The organism is Streptomyces sp. NBC_00670, from assembly GCF_036226765.1.
In the GTDB taxonomy this organism is placed as follows: Bacteria; Actinomycetota; Actinomycetes; order Streptomycetales; family Streptomycetaceae; genus Streptomyces.
The window spans coordinates 939,152-953,775 of sequence record NZ_CP109017.1 but is presented as its reverse complement, the minus strand read 5'-3'; the positions used below and the strand labels follow the sequence as shown (position 1 = coordinate 953,775).

Below are 14,624 nucleotides of genomic sequence, written 5' to 3'. Positions count from 1 at the left end.
GGCATCGGGGCGCGGGCTCCGCGCGGCCGGGCGTGATCCTTCGGGACGGCCCCGCAGCGGTCAAGGACGCCCGTCCGGCGGGCGGGCGGGCACGTCGCCGTACCACCGCGCGTAGGACGTGACCGCCAGGGCGACCAGCAGGGCGCCGAGCAGCCAGCCGCCGACGACGTCCGAGGGCCAGTGCACCCCGAGCCAGATCCGGGTCAGCCCCACGCCCACGACCGACACGACGGCCGCCGTCACCGCCGTACGCCACAGCGCGCGCCCGGCCCCGTACCGGCGCAGCAGCCACAGCAGCAGTCCGCACACCACCGTCGCCGTCAGCGCGTGCCCGGAAGGGAAGGCCGCGTAGTGGGCGGAGTCGACGGGGTCGGGCCACACCGGACGCGGCCGGTCGACCAGGGCCTTGAGGGACTGCTGGAGCAGGGTGCCCAGCGCGCACGTGGCCGCCACCCACAGTGCGAGCAGCCAGGCGGAGCGCCGCCACACCAGCCACACGACGGCGGCCGCGCACAGCAGCCGCATCGTCACGGGGTCCCACACCCAGTCCGTGAGGATCCGGCACGCGTGCGTGAGGTCCGGGTGCCCGACGGCCCAGCGGTGGGTCGTGCGCGCGAGGTCGCCGTCGGCGGAGACGAGGGGATGCCAGGAGACGGCGACCAGCACGGTCAGCAGGACGGCCGGGACGGCGAGCGCGGCGCAGACGACCGCACCGCGGCGCGCGACGGTGCGCGCGGAGGCCGGAGCGTCCGGTGGTGTGTCGACGTGCGGCGGGTGCATGGTCCGATCCTCTCCGGCCGGCGAGGCCGAGAACCACACCCTCAGTGCGGTGGCGTCCGAACGGCCCCGGCTATCCCAGTGCCCTCAGTCCCGGGACGAACGCCACCAGGACCGGGATGACGGGGACCAGAGCGGCCGTCGCGGTCAGACGGAGCCGGTGGGCCGCGGGGAGCCGGTCGGGGGGCGTGAGCAGCCGGTGGACCCGCTGCGGGACGTGCGCCTGCGGGGTCGGGCAGGGGCCGAACAGGCCCCGGTCCTCGTTGAGTCCGACCAGGGCCAGGGCGGTGGTGAGACGGCCGAAGCGGCGGGAGGCCATGTCGTCGGCGGCCAGTTCGACCAGCCGGTGCATCTCGTCCCGGAACGCGGCGAACACCGGCACCTGCGGGAACCCGTTGGCCAGCGCGTCCGAGCAGTGCAGCAGCCAGTCGTGCCGGGCCTGCGCATGGCCCTGTTCGTGCGCCAGCACCGCGTCCAGCTGGCGGCCCTTGAGCCGGCGCAGGGCGGCGGTGGTGAGGGCCAGTTGGGGTGCGGCGCCCGGCAGCCACCAGGCGTCGGGGCGCTCGCCCTCGATGATCACCAGCCGGTCGGTGCCCGGCTCCTCGCCGGGCAACAGCGGGGAACGGACGAGGAGTTCGTTCCGGCTGCGCCGGCGGTGGGTGCGGGCCCGGAGGATCTCCCGGACCAGCATCGCCCCGCTCCACAGCCCGCCGCAGGCCAGCGCCACCGCCGTCGCGGCGGCCCAACCGCCGCCGGGGCTCAGGGCGTAGGCGTTGACGACCGAGTGCGGGGCCGGGGCGAACACGTGTCCGCGCACCGCGCCCCAGGCGGCGGCCGCGCTCAGGGTCATCGAGAGGCCGCAAGCGACGAGGACGGCCGCCACGACGCACTGCCACACCCACAGGGCGACCACGGGTTCCCGGTCCGGCCAGTCGGCCCGCGCGAGCAGCCGTGGGGCGACGACGGCGGTCAAGGCGCCGAGCAGCAGCAGTGCCGCGGGAACCATCATGGGGCGAAGCCTATGAGCCGGGCGGTGCCCCGGGATACGCGCCGTCCGCGCAAAGTGACGCACGCCACGGAGCGCGGCCTCACATCATCAGCAGCATCGCGAGCATCCCCATCGCCATGGACAGCCGACAGGCGCGCGCCAGTTCGAGCCGGTCCCGCCACAGGACGGCCCCCCGGCCGACTCCCCCCGTATCACGGGCCCGAGCGCCCCCGACCTCGCCCATCCCGCCCATCCCGCCGACTCCACCGCTCCCGCCGGCGACCGCCGGGGCCGGTATCAGGCGGGCGCCCGACCACAGCACGTACCCGGCGAAATACAGCGCCAGCACGCCCGTCACGGTCGGTGGTCCCGCGGCCGAGCCGTGTCCGTGGTGGCCGGAGGAGGGGGAGGCGGACATGACGGCGGCCATGTAGGCCATGGCGCCCGTGCCCACGAGGTGGTGCAGATGGTGCCCTCCTGCCCGGGCCGCCCACACCGCGCGTATCGCCGCCGCCCCGAACACCAGCGCGCAGATCCCCCACGCCCAGCGCGGCGGCGCCAGGACGGCGGCCGGGACCGCCATGGCCGCCATGCCGAACCCCATCAGCGCCTCGCCGCCCGCGGCCCGGCGCTGCTCCTCGACGGCGCTGCGCGTGCGCAGCAGACAGTAGGCCCCGGTCACCGCGCACAACGCGACGAGCAGCCACCCGGGCGAAGCCGATCCGTGCACGTGCACCCGCACCCCCCTTGGTTTCCTCTCCTCACCGTCGGTCAGGGCATGCCCCGGCGGGAGGACGTGCAAAAGGGCGCAAAGGGGCAGGCGGGGGAGCGCGCGCGGGACGTCGCGCTTCCGGAGGCGCCGGACGGGAGCGAGGTATTTCACGAGTAAAACACATGCTAAACTTTCCGCATGCCCAGCGCCGCCCCGCGTCCCCACGCCAAGCCCCCACGGATCCGCCGGCTCCCGCTCCTCGCCGTCCTGCGCCTGGGCGGCCCGTCCGACATCTGGTTCAAGCCCGCCCTGAGCAGCGTCGCCTCCGTCGCACCGCCCACTCTCGCCCTGCTCGCCGTCGGCCGTCTCGACCTGGCGATGTACACGATGGCGGGCGGGCTCTGCGCCCTCTACGCGCACAGCCGCCCCTACGCCGCACGGGCGCGCGTCCTCGCCCGGGTCGTGGCCGGCATGCTCGCCGGTCTCGCCCTCGCCCTGGTGGCGGCCTCGCTCACCACCAACCCCCTCGTCCTGGTGCTCGTCGGCGCGCTGATCGCCGCCGTGCAGAAGACGCTGTGCGACGCCACCCGCATCGGCCCGCCCGGCCACGTCGTCCTCACCTTCATCGCCTCCGCGGCCCTGTTCGTGCCGCAGTCCCTCGGGCAGGTCCCCGGGCATCTCGCGCTGACCGCCGTCGCCGGTGCCTGGGCGTGGCTCGTCGGGATGGCCCCGGGGCTCCTCCGGCCGCACGGACCCGAGCGCCGTACGACCGCGCAGGCGCTGCGGGCGACCGCCGCATACGCCGCGACGGGCGGCACCGGCGAGGGCGCGGGCCGAGCGCACGCCACGGCCGCGGCAGCCGTGCAGACCGCCTGGCAGTCCCTGCTCCCGCCCACCCGTTCGACCGCCACGCGGCGGGCCCTGCGGCGGCTCCTGGTCCGGGCGGAGGTCGCGCTCGCCGCGCCCGCCGACACCGACCCCGGCCGGCTGCGCGACTGGGCCCGCGCCCTGCGCGGCACCGGACCCGTCCCCGACGCCGGCGGCCTGGGGGAGGCGGCGGAGGAACTCCTCGGCGTCGAGGCCGAGGCGGAGGCCGCGCACGAGGCGCCCGCACGGCCCCTGCGCGACGGGTGGAGCCACCTCGCCCCGATCGCGCTGCGCACCGCACTCGGCTGCGCCCTCGCCGGTGCCGCCGCGCTCGCGCTCGGCGTCGGCCGCCCGTACTGGGCGCTCGTCACCGCCGCCTCCCTCTACCAGGCCAACGTCACGCTCACCTGGAGCCGTGCCGTCCAGCGCGTCGTCGGCAACGTCCTCGGCGTCCTGCTCTTCGCCGCGATCGTCCCCCTCGCGCATCTCGCCCCGGTCGCCCTCGTGCTGTGCTGCCTGGCCTTCAACTTCGCCGCCGAGGCGTTCATGGGCCGCAACTACTGGCTCGGCACCGTCTGCGTGACCCCCATGGCGCTCCTCGTCACCGAGTTCGCGCGCTTCCAGCAGCCGGGCGAACTGATCGCCGACCGGGTCCTGGACACGCTCGTGGGCGCGCTGGTCGGCTTCGTCGCGGCCGTCGCCGTCACCAACCGGCGGGCCGGCGACCGGGTCGAACAGGCGGTCGGGACGGTGGAGCGCGCGCGGGAGCACGCGGCGCGCACGATGGCCGCCGAGCGCCCGGCGCCCGGCGCGCTGGAGTCCGCGCGGCGCGCGCTGGCCGCCGCCGTCGTCGAACTGCGCGCCGCCGCCGACGCCGCGGCCGGCGAATGGTGGCAGCGTGCCCTCCCCGAGGAGCGGGTGCTGGCGGCCGAACAGTCGGCACACCGTACGCTCGCCGCGACGGTACGACGTCAGGGACTGCACACACCGCACACCTCGGAGGACACACGGGCATGACGGCGGCGAAGGCGACGGGCGCGGCACCCCCGGCGGACGGCGGGAGAACCGGGGACGGCCGGGCGGGCACCCCCGGCCCCCCGCACGACCCCGCGCGCACCTCCGCGCACGACACCGTGGCCACCGTCGTCCGGCAGTGGCGGACCGTGCGGCCCGACGTCGACACCCGCCCCATGGAGATCATCGGCCGCATCAACCGCTGCGCCGCCCTCCTCCAGCAGGCCGAGGACGCCCCGCTGCGCCACGCCGGGCTCACCCGGCCCGAGTTCGACGTCCTCGGCACCCTGCGCCGCACCGACCACGAGCTGACCCCGGGCGAACTGGCCCGGGAGACGTTCTCCTCCGGGGCCGCCGTCACCAAGCGGCTCAAACAGCTGAGCGAGCGCGGGCTGGTCGAGCGGCGCAGTGACGACCGCGACCGCCGGGTCGCCCATGTCCGCCTCACCGACGCAGGACGCGAACTGGTCGACTCCGTCCTGCCCGAACAGCTCGCCTACGAGGCGGCCGCGCTCTCCGGCCTGGACGGCGCACAGCAGGGCGAACTCGCCGGGGTCCTCGGCGAACTCCTCATCCAGCTGGAGGGCCGGCTCGGCGGCCCTCGCGGCTGACCCGGGGGCCGCGGGCCAGGTCAGATGCCCGGCCGGTACCGCATCGGATGGTCGGCCGGGACCTCCACGAGCGCGATCCGGACGCCGTCCGGGTCCTCGATCCACATCTCGACCAGCCCCCACGGTTCCTTCACCGGCGGCCGGACGATCCCCACGCCCTTCGCGACCAGCTCCTCGTGGGCGGCTGCCGCGTCCGTGACCTGGAGCCACAGCCGGACGGAGGGCGGAACGGGGCCCTCGGACCGGCCGGACACCTCCAGGAAGCCCCCGCCGAGGAAGTAGACGGTGCCGCGCTCCGGACCCGTGCCGAACTCGCGGTACACGGGCAACCCCAGCAGCTCGCCGTAGAAGACGCGGGAACGCTCGGGATCCGTCGGCCGCAGCAGCACACGGCTGCTCAGTACATGCACCATGCCTGCCGAGCCTAAGGCCTGTCGTTCGGATCAGTTCGCGGACGCGGGGTCCGGCACGCACATCCGCGGCGTTGTCGTCGGTCGCCGACTTCCCCACGCGCTCAACTTCGTTCGAGCAGGGGGACCCCCACCGCGTCGGCTCCCTCCTCCGCCTTGCAGTTGCACGCACCAGACCCCGCTCACCGGCGGTCGAGTCGACACCGTCGGCCCCCTGCGACCTGATCCGAACGGCGGACCCAGCCATGTCAGACCCCGGCGTTAGTCTCTTTCCTGCCGTGCCGCACGACTGATCGGAGCCGTCCCCATGGACACCGCCGCCGCCCCGTTGACCTTTCGCGACGCCACCGCCGCCGACGTCGACGCGCTCGTCGTGCTGATCGAGTCGGCCTACCGCGGGGACTCCAGCCGGACCGGCTGGACCACCGAGGCGGACATACTCGACGGGCAGCGGACCGACCCGGAGGGTGTGCTCGAGGTCGTCGAGTCGCCGGGCAGCAGGCTGCTCGTCGTGGAGCGCGACGGGGCGCTCGTCGCCTGCTGCCAGCTGGAGCACCGCGGCGAGAGCGCCTACTTCGGCATGTTCGCGGTCCGCCCGGGACTGCAGGGCGGCGGGCTCGGCCGGGCCGTGCTGGCCGAGGCGGAGCGGACGGCGCGGGAGAGCTGGGGCGTCACCGAGATGCAGATGACGGTGATCTCCGTACGCGAGGACCTGATCGCCTGGTACGAGCGGCGCGGCTACCGCCGTACGGGCCGGACCAGTGCCTTCCCGTACGGCGACGAGCGCTTCGGCATACCGCTCCGCGACGACCTGCGGTTCGAACTCCTGGTCAAGCCGCTGGGCTGAGCCGCGGTGCCGGTCAGGCGGTGAAGCGGCCGGTGCGCTTGATCTCCGGGTAGTCGGTCGTGGCGCCGTCCAGCTCCAGGGCGCGGACGAGACGCAGATGGTCCTGGGTGTTCACCACCCAGCCGATGATCCTCAGGCCCGCCTTGCGCGCGTACTCGACGACCTCCAGGGTCAGCCGGCGGATGTTGAGCACGAGCGTCGTGGCGCCGACGGCCGTGGCGCGGTCCACCACGTCCAGGCCGTAGCGGCTGGCGACCAGCGCGGTGCGCACGCCGGGGACCAGCCGGGCGATCTCGGCGAGCGCCTCGTCGTGGAAGGAGAGCACCTCCACACGCGCGACGAGGTCCCGCCGGGTCATCACCTCGGCCAGTGCCCGGGCCGCCGCGACGTCCTTGATCTCGGCCTGGAGCGGCGACGCCACCGCGTCCAGGACCTCCTCGAAGGTCGGCACGCGCTCGCCCCGGCCGGCGTCGAGCGCCCGCAGCTCGGCGAGGGTCTTCTCGGCGATGGGGCCCGCGCCGTCGGTCGTCCGGTCCACCTCGGCGTCGTGCATGACGACGAGGGCTCCGTCCTTGCTCAGGTGCAGATCCAGTTCGATCAGGTCGAGGCCCGCGCGCTCGGCGGCGACGAAGGACCGGAGGGTGTTCTCGGGCTCGATGCCCATGACTCCGCGGTGACCGATGGTGAGGAAGTTCAAGGTTCATCTCGCTTCCGTCGACGGCGGCTCGGCTGCCGCGCACTGCACCTTCGTACCCACGCGGCAGGGCGCAGCCTAATGGCCCGCACCCGTGGTGAACCCGGTCGGACACGGCGAAACGGAGGCACCCGGCCACGCGGGCCCGCAAAGCCCGCCCGACCGGCGTCACCCCTGGGTGGGCGCGTCCCCGCAGCCGTTGACCGACGCGGGCCGCACCGCCCGCCGCCGAAGACCGCGGGCAACCTCCTGCGCCGAGCATCCCCGGCAGCCGCTCCGGCGTCTCCGCCGGCCGCCCCCGGCCGCTCCGGTGGCCGGATCCGGTCGGCCGGTCACATCCTGGGGTGATGCCGCCCGGCCGGCCCGCGCACCGCACGCGCCCGGCGGTCGCATGTGTGGAAGTAGTCGTTTGAACGGCAGGAGACGGGAAAAACAACGGTTGGAGTGGGGATCGCACCGCACAATTTGTCGCGGGCGCCCTTGCTGGGGCAAACCGTGCGGGCATACGGTGTCCTCACGGTTCCCGCGAAAACTTCTCCCGTGAAGGATGGGTCATGACGGAAATTCTTGCGCCGGTGGGTTCGGAGGGGCAGGTTCCTCCGCAGGTCAAGGTGGTGGACCACCCTGCCTGGCCCGTGCTCAAGGATGCCGTGGAGCGGATCCGGCCATGGCAGGCCAAGGACGGCTCGATCGACTTCGAGGCCGAGGACGCCCCCTCCGCCGCCGACGCACGGGCCGCCGTCCGCCGGGTGATCGATGCCGTCGAGGAGCTGTCCCCGCTGCTGCCGCACGACGCCGCGTACCACCAGGCGCTCGTCAAGGATCTCGACCACTGGGCCGAAGGCGGTTTCGCCGTGCCCGACTTCCTGGACTCGCTGCTCGCCTTCCGGCCCGCCGCCGACCGCCGGGACGGACTGCAGCACCTGGTCGTCTTCCCGATGTACACGCAGAACGGCAACCCCGACCGCAACCTCGAGGCGGTCGTGCTGCGCATGGTCTGGCCCGACTGGCTGGCCGAACTGGAGCGCACCCGGTACGACAACCCGCTGTTCTGCGGCATCACCTTCGAGGACTTCACGGCCGGCTACGACACCAACTCGGCCGTTCTCTTCCCCGAGACGATCGCCGTGCGCGAGGCGCCGGAACGATTCTCCTGGGGCGGCATCTTCTGCGACCGCGAGGCCGCCCGCTTCCGCCGTGTCACCGCCGCGGCCGTCGACCTGCTCGGTCTGGAGCTGCCCGAGGACATCGCCGCCATGGTCCACGACCAGAAGCGCTGCGAGGAGGCGTTCGTCCTGTGGGACATGGTCCACGACCGCACCCACAGCCATGGCGACCTGCCCTTCGACCCGTTCATGATCAAGCAGCGCCAGCCGTTCTGGATGTACGGCCTGGAGGAGCTGCGCTGCGACCTCACCGCCTTCCGCGAGGCCGTCACGTTGCAGGCCGACGGCGTCCCGCAGGCGCGTGACGTGCAGTACGCGGTGCTGTTCGACCGCATGTTCCGCTTCCCCGTCACCGGCGCCCGGGTGCGCAACTACGACGGCCTCGGCGGCCAGCTCCTCTTCGCCTACCTGCACAAGCACGACGTCGTCCGCTGGACCGACAACAAGCTCTTCATCGACTGGCAGCGCGCCCCGCAGGTCACCAACGACCTGTGCGCCGAGATAGAGAAGCTCTACCGGGACGGCATCGACCGCCCCAAGCTCGTGCACTGGTTCGCCGGCTACGAGCTGGTCTCCACCTACCTCTCCCCGCACCCGGGTTCGAAGTGGGCGCAGGGTCCCGACGCCCTCGATCTGAGCCTGCCGCCGCGCAAACTCGTCGACGACGTGCTGCCGGACGAGTTTCCGCTGAGCATGTTCTATGAGGCGCTGTCCAAGAAGCTCAAGAACGTGATTGCCTCGACCAAGGGCATCACGGCGGACACCGCCGAGCGGATCGCCGCGTGAGCGACCGCACCACCACTGCTCAGGAGGCGAAGAACATGGGGAACGGGGCCAACGGAGCTCTCAGCGGTGCGGTGATCGCGGTGGCCGGCGCGGGCGGACCCGCCGGCCGGGCGACACTGCTGCGACTGGCCGAGGCGGGCGCCACCGTCGTCGCCTCGGACAACGATCCCGAGCGGCTGTCGGAGGCCGTCGACGCGGCGAGCTTCGCGCACGGCGGCGCCACCGTCACCGGAGACACCGTCGACCTGCTCGACCTGAAGTCCACCCACGAGTGGGCCGCGCACATCGAGAAGGATTTCGGCCGGGTCGACGGGCTCGTCCACCTCGTCGGCGGCTGGCGGGGCAGCGAGACCTTCACCAAGACCAGCCTCGACGACTGGGACTTCCTGGAACTGCTGCTCATCCGCACCGTGCAGCACACCACCCTCGCCTTCCACGAGGCGCTGCAGCGCAGCGACCGCGGCCGGTACGTCCTGATCAGCGCCTCCGGCGCCACCAAACCCACCGCGGGCAACGCCGCCTACTCCGCCGCCAAGGCCGCCGCCGAGGCCTGGACCCTGGCCATGGCCGACTACTTCCGCAAGGCGGGGGGCCCGGACGGGCCGACCTCGGCGGCTGGGATCCTGGTGGTCAAGGCGTTGGTGCACGAGGCCATGCGCGCCGACCGGCCCAACGCGAAGTTCGCGGGCTTCACCGACGTCGAGGACCTGGCCGAGGCCATCGCCGGAATCTGGCAGAAGTCCGCCGCCGAAGTGAACGGAAACCGTCTGTGGCTGACCGAGAAGCCGTGAACCCTTCCCGGACCGATGCCGTACGCCCCGCCGACGCGGTGAACCCCCCGAAGACCGACGCGCGCCGCCACCACGACCCGTCGGTGCGCGGCTTCGCCAGCGACAACTACGCCGGGGTCCACCCGGAGGTGCTCGCCGCCCTGGCCGTGGCCAACGGCGGGCACCAGGTGTCGTACGGCGAGGACGACTACACCGAGAACCTCCAGCGTGTGATCCGCGGCCACTTCGGCCCCACCGCCGAGGCCTTCCCGGTCTTCAACGGCACCGGCGCCAACGTCGTCGCGCTCCAGGCGGTCACCGACCGCTGGGGCGCGGTGATCTGCGCCGAGAGCGCGCACATCAACGTCGACGAGTGCGGGGCGCCCGAGCGGGTCGGCGGACTGAAGCTGCTCACCGTGCCCACCCCGGACGGCAAGCTCACCCCCGAGCTGATCGACCGGCAGGCGTACGGCTGGGACGACGAGCACCGCGCGATGCCGCAGGTCGTCTCGCTCACCCAGAGCACCGAACTCGGCACCCTCTACACGCCCGAGGAGATCCGCGCGATCTGCGACCACGCCCACGCGCGCGGCATGACGGTCCACCTCGACGGCTCCCGCATCGCCAACGCCGCCGCCTCGCTGGACGTGCCCATGCGCACGTTCACCAACGCCGTCGGCGTCGACCTGCTGTCGCTGGGCGGGACGAAGAACGGCGCGCTGTTCGGCGAGGCCGTCGTCGTCATCAACCAGGACGCCGTGCGCCACATGAAGCACCTGCGCAAGCTGTCGATGCAGCTCGCCTCCAAGATGCGCTTCATATCGGTGCAGTTGGAGGCGCTGCTCGCCAAGGATCTGTGGCTGCGCAACGCCCGGCACTCCAACGAGATGGCCCAGCGCCTGGCCGAGGGCGTCCGCGCGGTGCACGGCGTGGAGATCCTCCACCCCGTGCAGGCCAACGGCGTCTTCGCCCGGCTCCCGCACGAGGTGACGAGGCGGCTGCAGCAGCGCTTCCGGTTCTACTTCTGGGACGAGTCGGCGGGCGACGTGCGCTGGATGTGCTCCTTCGACACGACGGAGGACGACGTCGACGCGTTCGTGGCCGCGCTGAAGGAGGAGATGGCGCGGTAGGCAGTCCCTGCGGGGTAATGCATAGGTATGCGGTCGCTCGTAAAGTCATTGACTCGTGAGTGATCGTTTTCCTATGCTCTGCGGGCATGCAGCTGATCCAGGAAGACCCCGACCTCTCCGCGTACCTCGCCGCCGACGAGGCCGTGGACCATCACCATCCGCGCGTGCGGCAGACGGCGGCGCGGCTCGCCGCCGAGGTGGCGGACTCGTATGCCTATGCGCAGGCCGCGTACGAATTCGTGCGCGACACCATTCCCCACTCGGCGGACTCCGGAGATCCGCGCGTCACCTGGCGCGCCTCCGACGTCCTGGAGCAGCGCACCGGCATCTGCTATGCCAAGGCGCACGCCCTGGCCGCGCTCCTGCGCGCCGAGGACATCCCGACCGCGCTGTGCTATCAGCGCCTCGCCCACGACGACGGGAGCGGGCACGCCGTGCACGGGCTGGTCGCGGTCCGCTTCCGCGGTGCCTGGCACCGGCAGGATCCGCGCGGCAACAAGCCCGGCGTGGCCGCCCGGTTCTCCCTGGACGGCGAGGAACTGGCCTGGGTCCCGGACCCGGCGGCCGGCGAGGCGGACCACCCCCTCCTGTACGCGGCACCGCACCCGGCGGTGCTGACGGCGCTGCGCGGCGCTCCGGACCGGGCCCATCTGTGGCGGACGCTGCCCACCGCCCTCTGAGCGGCGCGGGGCGCCCGCCGGGTCAGCGGGCCTCGGCGGCGCGCAGTGCCTCCGGGGTCGGGGCGGTGCCGCCCAGGTGCGCGGGCATCCACCACGTGTCGTGGGGGCCCTTCGGGCGTACGGGGTAGGCGCGCTGTGCGGCCTCCAGCAGTTCCTGGACGCGCTCCCGCAGCCGCCGGGTGATCGCACCGGCGTACTGGTCGCGCGCGGCCTCGACCGCCTCGCCGACCCGGACCGTGATGGGGGTGTGGCTGCGCTTGAAGTTGCGCGGGTGGTCCTTGGTCCAGAGGCGCTGGGTGCCCCACAGCGCCACCGGGATCAGCGGCACCCCCGCGTCCTGCGCCAGCCGGGCCGCGCCGGACTTGAAGCTCTTCAGCGTGAACGACTGCGAGATCGTGGCCTCCGGGAAGATGCCGACCACCTCGCCGGAGCGCAACGAGTCCAGCGCGTGCTCGTACGCCGCCTCGCCCTGCCCCCGGTCGACCGGGATGTGCCGCATGCCGCGCATCAGCGGGCCGGAGATCCTGTGCCGGAACACCGACTCCTTGGCCATGAAGCGGACCAGCCGCTTCTGCGGCCGGGCCGCCAGACCCGCGAAGACGAAGTCCAGATAGCTGATGTGATTGCTCACCAGCACGGCACCACCCGACCGCGGAATGTTCTCCGTGCCCTGGCAGTCGATCTTCAGGTCCCACACCTTGAACAGGGTGCGGGCGAAACCGATGACGGGGCGGTAGACCAGCTCTGCCATGGGACGGGGTGGCCCCTTCCTGCTTCTGCCGGGGAAGGGCTCCCGGCGACAAGTTACGCAGCCGTAGGTTTGCGGCTCTCGCAGATCGTGCCCGAAGAACGAGCGGGGGACCAGCCCTGGTGCCCGCAGGAGGCGTAATCCTCGTCACGTCGCCACGTCGCCACGTCGCCACGTCGCCACGTCGTCAGATCGATGAGTCGACACCTCACTGTGCCGCCGTACCGGGAATCCCCGCGGCCCCGCCGATGGTTGCCCGGAGGGCACAGGGCGCGCGGATCGCGCCCGGGTGCCGCGTCGACGGCGGAGTGGAGGACCTCGGTGCACGGGCAGGACGACGACAGGCGGCTGGGCGAGGAGCAGTTGGGGCGGGAGCTGGGGGAGCGGGCCACGCTCGTCCAGTTCTCCACCGCGTTCTGCGCCCCCTGCCGGGCCACCCGGCGGGTGCTCGCCGAGGTCGCCGGAATGGTGCCGGGCGTGGTCCACGTCGAGATCGACGCCGAGCAGCACCTCGACCTCGTACGGGCGCTCGAGGTGGAGGCGACCCCCACGGTGCTCGTCCTCGACGCGGCCGGACGTGTCGTACGGCGTGCGGCGGGGCAGCCGCGCAGGGTGGACGTGATCGCCGCGCTCGGCGAGGCGGTGCGATGACGGGCGGGTGGTTCCGGCGGCCCACGGCGGCCGGGGCGTACTTGACTGTGCGCACCACCTTTCGTCAATCTGACCGCATGTCGTCGGAAACCCTTCTCGCCGGGCGCGGCCACCGGTCCGCCGCCCGAGGAGTGCGCGGCGCGCGCTGTCCGGGCCGTTGAACAGTCACGGACCCACGCGCCCCGCCACTCGGAAGGACAACTCGATGACGGCCCCTTCCTCGCTCGACAGCTCCCTCGACGCGGCCCGGCCCGCCTCGCCCGATCTGCTCCGCTCCGTCTTCCGGCGACACGCGGCCGGGGTCGCCGTCGTCACCGCGCGGGGCGGCGCGGGGCCGGTCGGCTTCACCGCCACCTCGCTCACCTCGGTCTCGGCCGACCCGCCGCTCGTCTCCTTCGGGATCAGTACCGGCTCCTCCAGCTGGCCGGCCGTCGCCGAGGCCGGACACGTCGGCGTCCACATACTCGGCGAACACCAGCGGGAGCTGGCCGGCACCTTCGCGCGCCACGGTGCCGACCGCTTCGGGGCGCCCACCGGATGGCGCGAGGGACCCGAGGGCGTGCCGGTCCTGGACGGCGTCCTGGCCTGGCTGGTGTGCCGCGTGGTGGCGCGGGTCCCGGCGGGGGACCACCGGATCGTGCTGGCCGAGGTCGCCGTCGGCGACCCCTCGGGGGAGGGCCGCCCCCTCGTCTACCACCAGGGTCGGTTCAACGGTCTGCGGGACTGAACCGCCCCCGTCCCCGGGGCCTCGCGGGCCCGTCGTACGGCGTTGTCAAGGTCACAGTTCCAAGCGCTTGCTCAGTGGGCACGATATGAGTGTACTGACGAGTAATATTTCGTTCGGGGCGCGGTCCGTCCCGACCGGGATCGGCCGCTCCGGGCGCCTATGCTGCCTGGAAGAAGGCAGACCGGAAATGACGATGCAGTAGGAGAGCCGGCGTGAGCTTGAGGATCGTTGTCACTGTGAAGTACGTGCCCGACGCCACCGGCGACCGGCACTTCGCCGAGGACCTGACCGTGGACCGGGACGACGTGGACGGTCTGCTCTCCGAGCTGGACGAGTACGCGGTCGAGCAGGCGCTGCAGATCGCCGAGAACGCCGACGACGCCGAGGTCACCGTCCTGACCGTCGGCCCCGAGGACGCCAAGGACGCGCTGCGCAAGGCACTGTCGATGGGCGCCGACAAGGGCATTCACGTCGAGGACGACGACCTGCACGGCACCGACGCGATCGGCACCTCCCTGGTCCTGGCCAAGGCGGTCGAGAAGGCCGGCTACGACCTGGTGGTCTCCGGCATGGCCTCCACCGACGGCACCATGGGCGTCGTCCCCGCGCTCGTCGCCGAGCGCCTCGGTGTGCCGCAGGTGACGCTGCTGTCCGAGGTGTCCGTCGAGGACGGCGTGGTCACCGGCCGCCGGGACGGCGACACCGCCTCCGAGCAGCTCCAGGCCTCCCTGCCGGCGGTCGTGTCGGTCACCGACCAGTCCGGCGAGGCCCGTTACCCCTCCTTCAAGGGCATCATGGCGGCGAAGAAGAAGCCGGTGGAGTCCTGGGACCTGTCCGACCTCGGCATCGAGGCCGAGGAGGTCGGCCTGGAGGGCGCCTACACGGTCGTCGAGTCGGCCGCCGAGCGTCCGGCCCGCACCGCCGGCACGATCGTCAAGGACGAGGGCGAGGGTGGCAAGCAGCTCGCCGCCTTCCTCGCGGAGCGCAAGTTCATTTGATGCAGCCTCGCGAGCCAGAAGTTCATCTGAGCCACAGGCTCGTCCCGC

General features: G+C 72.9%; 16 protein-coding genes. 10 read left to right on the top strand and 6 right to left on the bottom strand.

Going from position 1 to position 14,624, the window contains the following annotated elements:
* Positions 1 to 60 precede the first annotated feature (60 nt).
* The 3 genes from OIE12_RS04175 to OIE12_RS04165 all read right to left on the bottom strand — a co-directional run bounded on the left by OIE12_RS04175 (position 61) and on the right by OIE12_RS04165 (position 2,495).
* The gene (locus OIE12_RS04175; RefSeq protein WP_329131842.1) at positions 61 to 780 is read right to left on the bottom strand and encodes a phosphatase PAP2 family protein; all 720 of its coding nucleotides are present in this window, start codon (positions 778 to 780) and stop codon (positions 61 to 63) included.
* 70 nt (positions 781 to 850) lie between these two features.
* Entirely contained in the window at positions 851 to 1,786 is a 936-nt protein-coding gene (locus tag OIE12_RS04170) for a M56 family metallopeptidase (RefSeq protein ID WP_329131840.1), read from the bottom strand.
* Positions 1,787 to 1,865: 79 nt separating this feature from the next.
* Complete coding sequence (locus OIE12_RS04165; protein ID WP_329131837.1) at positions 1,866 to 2,495, bottom strand: DUF5134 domain-containing protein; 630 nt, start codon at positions 2,493 to 2,495, stop codon at positions 1,866 to 1,868.
* 180 nt (positions 2,496 to 2,675) lie between these two features.
* Here OIE12_RS04165 and OIE12_RS04160 point away from each other — a divergent pair, with 180 nt between their 5' ends.
* Positions 2,676 to 4,361 (top strand): FUSC family protein, encoded by a 1,686-nt coding sequence (locus OIE12_RS04160; RefSeq protein ID WP_329131835.1) that lies wholly within the window; start codon positions 2,676 to 2,678, stop codon positions 4,359 to 4,361.
* Positions 4,358 to 4,969, top strand: a complete 612-nt coding sequence (locus OIE12_RS04155; protein WP_329131833.1) for a MarR family winged helix-turn-helix transcriptional regulator — start codon at positions 4,358 to 4,360, stop codon at positions 4,967 to 4,969. Before OIE12_RS04160 ends, OIE12_RS04155 begins: the two co-directional genes overlap by 4 nt.
* A 20-nt stretch (positions 4,970 to 4,989) precedes the next feature.
* Here OIE12_RS04155 and OIE12_RS04150 read toward each other — a convergent pair whose 3' ends face one another.
* Positions 4,990 to 5,382, bottom strand: a complete 393-nt coding sequence (locus OIE12_RS04150) for a VOC family protein (protein ID WP_329131831.1) — start codon at positions 5,380 to 5,382, stop codon at positions 4,990 to 4,992.
* 304 nt (positions 5,383 to 5,686) lie between these two features.
* Here OIE12_RS04150 and OIE12_RS04145 point away from each other — a divergent pair, with 304 nt between their 5' ends.
* Positions 5,687 to 6,226 (top strand): GNAT family N-acetyltransferase, encoded by a 540-nt coding sequence (locus tag OIE12_RS04145; protein ID WP_329131829.1) that lies wholly within the window; start codon positions 5,687 to 5,689, stop codon positions 6,224 to 6,226.
* Between the two features lie 13 nt (positions 6,227 to 6,239).
* Here OIE12_RS04145 and OIE12_RS04140 read toward each other — a convergent pair whose 3' ends face one another.
* Positions 6,240 to 6,923 (bottom strand): glycerophosphodiester phosphodiesterase, encoded by a 684-nt coding sequence (locus tag OIE12_RS04140; RefSeq protein ID WP_030377866.1) that lies wholly within the window; start codon positions 6,921 to 6,923, stop codon positions 6,240 to 6,242.
* 551 nt (positions 6,924 to 7,474) lie between these two features.
* On the opposite strand from OIE12_RS04140, the gene OIE12_RS04135 reads away from it, so the two are divergent.
* The 4 genes from OIE12_RS04135 (at position 7,475) to OIE12_RS04120 (ending at position 11,452) form a co-directional block, all read left to right on the top strand.
* Entirely contained in the window at positions 7,475 to 8,872 is a 1,398-nt protein-coding gene (locus OIE12_RS04135; RefSeq protein ID WP_329131825.1) for a DUF6421 family protein, read from the top strand.
* Positions 8,873 to 8,907: 35 nt separating this feature from the next.
* On the top strand, positions 8,908 to 9,663 hold the full coding sequence (locus OIE12_RS04130) for an SDR family NAD(P)-dependent oxidoreductase (RefSeq protein ID WP_030377868.1): 756 nt from the start codon (positions 8,908 to 8,910) through the stop codon (positions 9,661 to 9,663).
* 38 nt (positions 9,664 to 9,701) lie between these two features.
* Positions 9,702 to 10,772, top strand: coding sequence for a threonine aldolase family protein (locus OIE12_RS04125; protein ID WP_329141724.1), 1,071 nt, complete (start codon positions 9,702 to 9,704; stop codon positions 10,770 to 10,772).
* A gap of 86 nt (positions 10,773 to 10,858) precedes the next feature.
* The gene (locus OIE12_RS04120) at positions 10,859 to 11,452 is read left to right on the top strand and encodes a transglutaminase domain-containing protein (RefSeq protein ID WP_329131823.1); all 594 of its coding nucleotides are present in this window, start codon (positions 10,859 to 10,861) and stop codon (positions 11,450 to 11,452) included.
* A gap of 22 nt (positions 11,453 to 11,474) precedes the next feature.
* Here the strand turns inward: OIE12_RS04120 and OIE12_RS04115 are convergent, their stop codons facing one another.
* The gene (locus OIE12_RS04115) at positions 11,475 to 12,203 is read right to left on the bottom strand and encodes a lysophospholipid acyltransferase family protein (RefSeq protein WP_329131821.1); all 729 of its coding nucleotides are present in this window, start codon (positions 12,201 to 12,203) and stop codon (positions 11,475 to 11,477) included.
* Between the two features lie 318 nt (positions 12,204 to 12,521).
* Here OIE12_RS04115 and OIE12_RS04110 point away from each other — a divergent pair, with 318 nt between their 5' ends.
* The 3 genes from OIE12_RS04110 to OIE12_RS04100 all read left to right on the top strand — a co-directional run bounded on the left by OIE12_RS04110 (position 12,522) and on the right by OIE12_RS04100 (position 14,576).
* Positions 12,522 to 12,851, top strand: a complete 330-nt coding sequence (locus tag OIE12_RS04110; RefSeq protein ID WP_329131819.1) for a TlpA family protein disulfide reductase — start codon at positions 12,522 to 12,524, stop codon at positions 12,849 to 12,851.
* A gap of 205 nt (positions 12,852 to 13,056) precedes the next feature.
* The gene (locus OIE12_RS04105) at positions 13,057 to 13,578 is read left to right on the top strand and encodes a flavin reductase family protein (RefSeq protein ID WP_329131817.1); all 522 of its coding nucleotides are present in this window, start codon (positions 13,057 to 13,059) and stop codon (positions 13,576 to 13,578) included.
* Positions 13,579 to 13,790: 212 nt separating this feature from the next.
* On the top strand, positions 13,791 to 14,576 hold the full coding sequence (locus OIE12_RS04100; protein ID WP_329131816.1) for an electron transfer flavoprotein subunit beta/FixA family protein: 786 nt from the start codon (positions 13,791 to 13,793) through the stop codon (positions 14,574 to 14,576).
* Positions 14,577 to 14,624: the final 48 nt, after the last annotated feature.

Coding starts and splice junctions, on each gene's coding strand:
- OIE12_RS04175 (WP_329131842.1), bottom strand. CDS start 780: ATGCACCCGCCGCACGTCGACACACCACCGGACGCTCCGGCCTCCGCG.
- OIE12_RS04170 (WP_329131840.1), bottom strand. CDS start 1,786: ATGATGGTTCCCGCGGCACTGCTGCTGCTCGGCGCCTTGACCGCCGTC.
- OIE12_RS04160 (WP_329131835.1), top strand. CDS start 2,676: ATGCCCAGCGCCGCCCCGCGTCCCCACGCCAAGCCCCCACGGATCCGC.
- OIE12_RS04155 (WP_329131833.1), top strand. CDS start 4,358: ATGACGGCGGCGAAGGCGACGGGCGCGGCACCCCCGGCGGACGGCGGG.
- OIE12_RS04150 (WP_329131831.1), bottom strand. CDS start 5,382: ATGGTGCATGTACTGAGCAGCCGTGTGCTGCTGCGGCCGACGGATCCC.
- OIE12_RS04145 (WP_329131829.1), top strand. CDS start 5,687: ATGGACACCGCCGCCGCCCCGTTGACCTTTCGCGACGCCACCGCCGCC.
- OIE12_RS04135 (WP_329131825.1), top strand. CDS start 7,475: ATGACGGAAATTCTTGCGCCGGTGGGTTCGGAGGGGCAGGTTCCTCCG.
- OIE12_RS04130 (WP_030377868.1), top strand. CDS start 8,908: ATGGGGAACGGGGCCAACGGAGCTCTCAGCGGTGCGGTGATCGCGGTG.
- OIE12_RS04120 (WP_329131823.1), top strand. CDS start 10,859: ATGCAGCTGATCCAGGAAGACCCCGACCTCTCCGCGTACCTCGCCGCC.
- OIE12_RS04115 (WP_329131821.1), bottom strand. CDS start 12,203: ATGGCAGAGCTGGTCTACCGCCCCGTCATCGGTTTCGCCCGCACCCTG.
- OIE12_RS04105 (WP_329131817.1), top strand. CDS start 13,057: ATGACGGCCCCTTCCTCGCTCGACAGCTCCCTCGACGCGGCCCGGCCC.